Annotated in this window: 4 protein-coding genes and 1 pseudogene; 1 reads left to right on the top strand and 4 read right to left on the bottom strand. The window is 76.9% G+C overall.

The window, feature by feature from the left end:
- Positions 1-226: 226 nt before the first annotated feature.
- Together ACFC1F_RS12100 and ACFC1F_RS12095 are read right to left on the bottom strand one after the other, a co-directional pair.
- Positions 227-901, bottom strand: coding sequence for a 4'-phosphopantetheinyl transferase (locus tag ACFC1F_RS12100; RefSeq protein ID WP_376157500.1), 675 nt, complete (start codon positions 899-901; stop codon positions 227-229).
- Positions 902-1,061: 160 nt separating this feature from the next.
- Positions 1,062-1,196 (bottom strand): annotated as a pseudogene (locus ACFC1F_RS12095) (threonylcarbamoyl-AMP synthase); the annotation flags it as partial.
- A gap of 51 nt (positions 1,197-1,247) precedes the next feature.
- Between ACFC1F_RS12095 and ACFC1F_RS12090 the strand changes: the two are divergent.
- Positions 1,248-2,120: a cytochrome P450 gene (locus ACFC1F_RS12090; protein ID WP_376157498.1), complete on the top strand. Its 873-nt coding sequence runs from the start codon at positions 1,248-1,250 to the stop codon at positions 2,118-2,120.
- A 141-nt stretch (positions 2,121-2,261) separates the two neighbouring features.
- On the opposite strand, the gene ACFC1F_RS12085 is transcribed toward ACFC1F_RS12090, so the two are convergent.
- A complete protein-coding gene (locus ACFC1F_RS12085) occupies positions 2,262-3,350 on the bottom strand; it encodes a glycerate kinase (RefSeq protein ID WP_376157496.1) in 1,089 nt (362 codons plus the stop codon).
- Positions 3,347-4,183, bottom strand: coding sequence for a sugar phosphate isomerase/epimerase family protein (locus ACFC1F_RS12080; protein WP_376157495.1), 837 nt, complete (start codon positions 4,181-4,183; stop codon positions 3,347-3,349). The genes ACFC1F_RS12085 and ACFC1F_RS12080 overlap by 4 nt, the downstream gene beginning before the upstream one ends.
- Between the last annotated feature and the right edge of the window lie 135 nt (positions 4,184-4,318).

Below are 4,318 nucleotides of genomic sequence, written 5' to 3'. Positions count from 1 at the left end.
GCGGGCCCGGCCGGGGCCGCCCCGCGCCCCCGCGGCGCCCCCCCGCGCGCCCCCCGGGCCGCCCCCCCGCGCCCGCCGCCGACGGGCAGCGGCCCGGAGCCGTTCGCGGGCTGAGTCGTTCGCGGGCCCGAGCCGTTCGCGGGCTGAGTCGTTCGCGGGCCCGAGCCGACTGCGGGCCGGAGCTGACTGCGGGTCGGGCGGGTCGGGGGCCGGGCGGGTCGGGCCGTCAGTGCGCGGCGGGCCGCTCCAGAGCGATCGCGGTGACCACCAGGCCGTCGCGGCAGAGCCACCGGCCGCTGAACCCCTCGATGTGCACGCCCCCGGCGCTCACCCCCGGGACGAGCAGCCGCGCGGAGAACGTGCCCGCCTCCGGATCGAAGTCCAACTCGGCCTCCGAGAAGTCGAGTTCGCGCTCGGCCAGCGGATACCAGGTCTTGAACACCGCCTCCTTGGCGCTGAACAGCAGCCGGTCCCAGCAGACCTCCGGCGCGGCGGCCGCCAGTTCGCGCAGCCGGGCACGCTCCCCGGGCAGCGAGACGAAGTCCAGCAGGTCGTCCGGCAGCGGCTCGTTGGGCTCGGCGTCCGCACCCAGCCCCAGGAAGTCGCCGGAGCGGCCCACGACGGCCGCCCGGTACCCGGGACAGTGGGTCATGCTGCCCACGACGCCCGCCGGCCACCGCGGCGCGCCCCGCCGGCCCGCCACCAGCGGCGCCGGCGGCACGCCCAGCCCGTTCAGCGCCCGCCGCGCGCACATCCGGACGGTCGCGTACTCCCGCCGGCGCTTCGGCACGGCCGGCGCGACGGCGGCGGCCTCCTGCGGGTACAGCGCGGTGACGGCCGCCTCGTGGTCGGTGAACGCGTGCGCCGTCGTGGCGGGCGGGGGTACCAGTTCCTCGATCACGGCGGTTCCGCAGCCTCCTCGTATGCCCGGAGGAGTCTTCCGTCCGGCGTGACACGGCGTCAACCCCGACCCTCCTGCCCGCACGGCACCGTTCCGGGGCCGCGCGGCCCGGCGGCCAGGGGCCGGCGGGCGCGTCCGGCCCCGTCCGGCCCCGCCCCCGTCACTCGAAGCGGGTGGGGTCGCCGGCCCCCCGCCGGACGATTTCCGGCCCGCCGCCCGAGAAGTCGACGACCGTCGTCGGCTCCGTGCCGCAGTCGCCGGAGCGCTGCACGAGCTGGCGACCGCCGTCGAGAGCCGCGCCGCCGAACTCGTCGCCGGGATCCGCCCGCTCGGCGAGGCCGACTTCGTGTCCGTCACCGCCGATCTGCCCGTGTGGACGCTGGCCCTGATCCTGGGTGTGCCGGAGCAGGACCGGCAGCTGCTGGTCGACTGGTCGAACCGCGTGATCGGCTACCAGGACCCGGACTACGCCCGGTCCAGTACTGCCGACCCGTCCCGGCTCACCGACATGGGACGCGCCGCGCTCGACCACCGCCCGACCGTCCTCACCGCCCCCGACGGCCGCCCGCTCAACCCGCGCTCCCGCGCGGCCCTCGCCGACATGTTCGCGTACGCCCACGCGCTCGCCGAACATCCGCCGCCGGGCAGCATCGTCGCCCGCATGCGGGAAGCCGGCCTGAGTGCCACGGAGTTCGAGACGATGTTCTTCCTGTTCGCGGTGGCCGGCAACGAGACGGTCCGCAACGCCTTGCCAGGGGGTCTGCACACCCTGCTCACCCACCGCGACCAGTACCGGCTGCTCCTGCGGCGACCGGAGGCGACCGCCTCGGCCGTCGAGGAGATGCTGCGCCACTGGCCGCCCGTGGTGGACTTCCGGCGCACCGCCACACGGGACGTCGGGCTGGGAGGCCGGCGGATCCGGCGAGGCGAGAAGGTGGTGGTCTACCACGCCTCCGCGAACCGGGACGAGACCGTCTTTCCGGACCCGGACCGCTTCGACGTCACGCGGACCCCGAACGACCACGTCAGTTTCGGCTACGGCCCGCACTTCTGCGTCGGGGCCCGGTTGGCGCGCCTGCAGATGACGGCGATGCTCCGCCACGTACTGGCGGAACTGCCCGGGCTGGCGCTCGTCCCCGGCGCGGTGCCCGACCGGCTGGTGTCGAACTTCCAGAACGGTCTCAAGCACCTGCCGGTCCGGTGGCACCCGCACGGCTGAGGAGCCGGCCGCGATCGAAGCGCCGGGCCGGTGGTACGACCGACCGTGACGCGGATCGGCCCGCTCCGGACGGTGCCGACCAGCGGGATCCGATCCTCCCGGTGAGGCCCCGCCGGGCGTTCGTCCGGGCGGACGGCCCGCTCAGTCCGTCGCCGGATCGAAGGAGCGGGCGAGGGCGGCCCCGGCGCGGAAGAGCCAGTGGGCGGCCCGCCGCCGGGCGTCGGAGCCGTCCCCGGCGAGGGAGACGAGGGTGAGCGCCCGTTCGTCGGCGGAGTCGCCGGCGACGACGCGGACCGGCACGGCGGCACGCTCCGCGCGGGCGATCACCTCGCCGACGGCCTTGCCGAGCAGGCTCGTGGCGTCGAAGCGGCCCTCGCCGGTCACGACGACGTCGGCCCCGGCGAGGGCCGCGTCCAGCCCGAGCAGGTCGGCGACGGCGGCCGCGCCGGGCGTGATGCGGGCGCCCCAGGCCGCGGCCAGGCCGTACGCGGTACCGCCGGCCGCGCCGGCTCCGGGCTGGTCCGGGTCGCCTCCGAGGAGCTCCGCGAACCGGCGCAGGCCGCGTTCCAGGAGAGCGGTGTCGGTGGCCCCGGCGCCCTTCTGCGGGCCGTACACCGCCGCCGCTCCGTCCGGGCCGAGCAGTGGGTTGGTGACGTCGGTCAGCAGCCGGACGCCGCCCGGCGGGGCGGCCCGCAGCGTACTCAGGTCGATGCTGCCGAGTGCGGCGAGTGCACCCCCGCCGTCGGGGAGCCGGGCACCGGAGCGGCCGCGGACGTGCAGGCCGAGGGCGCCGAGGAGGCCGGCGCCGCCGTCGGTGGACGCGGAGCCGCCGAGGGCCACGGTCACTGCCGTGGCACCGGCGTCCAGGGCGGCGGCGATGGTCTCGCCGGTGCCGCGGGTGGTGGCGGTGAGCGGGGCGAGCCGGCCTCCGAGGAGCGGGAGCCCGCTGGCGGTGGCGAGTTCGACGAGGGCGGTGCCGTCGGGGAGCAGGGCGTAGCGCCCGGTCACCGGAGCGCCGTCCGGCCCGGTGCAGCCGGCCACCTCGTGGAGCGTGCTGCCGGGGTGTGCGGTGGTCACCGCGTCGAGGGTGCCCTCGCCGCCGTCGGCCATCGGGAGCGGCACGAGTTCGTCGCCGGGCCGCACCGAGCGCCAGCCGTCGGCCAGGGCCCGGGCGGCCTCGGTGGCGGTGGCGGTGCCCTTGAAGGAGTCCGGTGCGAGGACGATCCTCACGACGCGGCCACGTGGGTGAGGTGGCGCTCGGCCAGGGTGCGCAGGGTCTGCTCGCCGGGGGTGTCCCAGATCCGCTCGTTGAAGATCTCGACCTCGATCCAGCCGGTGTAGCCGGCGGCCGTGACCTGGTCGGTGAGGGTGCGGAAGTCGATGTGGCCGTCGCCGACGTGGCCGCGGCCGAGCAGGGCGTCGGCGGGCAGCGGCAGCGTCCAGTCGCAGACCTGGTAGGAGGCGATGCGGCCCTCGCGTCCGGCGCGGGCGATCTGCTCCGGCAGGGCCGGGTCCCACCAGACGTGGTAGCTGTCGACGACGACGCCGACCTGGGCGGCGGGGTGGGGCCCGGCGAGGTCGAGGGCCTGGCCGAGGGTGGAGAGGACCGCGCGGTCGGCGCAGAACATCGGGTGCAGCGGCTCCAGAGCCAGCCGGACGCCGAAGTCACCGGCGTGCGGGGCCAGTTCGGCGATCATGTCGGCGACGGCCCGGCGCGCTCCGGCGAGGTCGCGGCTGCCGTCGGGCAGGCCGCCGACGACCATCACCAGGGTGTCGGTGCCGAGTTCGGCGGCCTCCTCGATCGCCTGGAGGTTCTCGGCGAGGGCGGCGCGGCGCTCGGCGGGGCCGGTGGCGGTGAGGAAGCCGCCGCGGCACAGGGTGCTGACGGTGAGGCCGGCGTCGCGGCAGAGCCTGGCGGAGCGGGCGAGCCCGGTTTCGGCGACCTTGTCACGCCAGAGGCCGATCGCCGGGATGCCGGCGTCCACGCAGCCCCGGACGGCCTCGGGCAGGCTCCACCGCTTGGTGGTGATCTGGTTGAGCGACAGACGGCTGAGTCCGGTCATGGTGCCGGGCTCCTTTCGGGCAGGGGAGGGAGGGGCGGTGGCCGCCCGTCGCAGGAGGGGCGGCCCCCCCCCCGGGGGGGGGGTTTCACAGCCCAGCGGGGGGGGGCCGGCGGGGAAACCCCCCCAGCGGGCGGC

The organism is Kitasatospora sp. NPDC056181, assembly GCF_042266225.1.
Lineage (GTDB): Bacteria > Actinomycetota > Actinomycetes > Streptomycetales > Streptomycetaceae > Kitasatospora.
The sequence above is the reverse complement of the archived record's forward strand: the minus strand, read 5'-3'. Positions and strand labels throughout refer to the sequence as shown.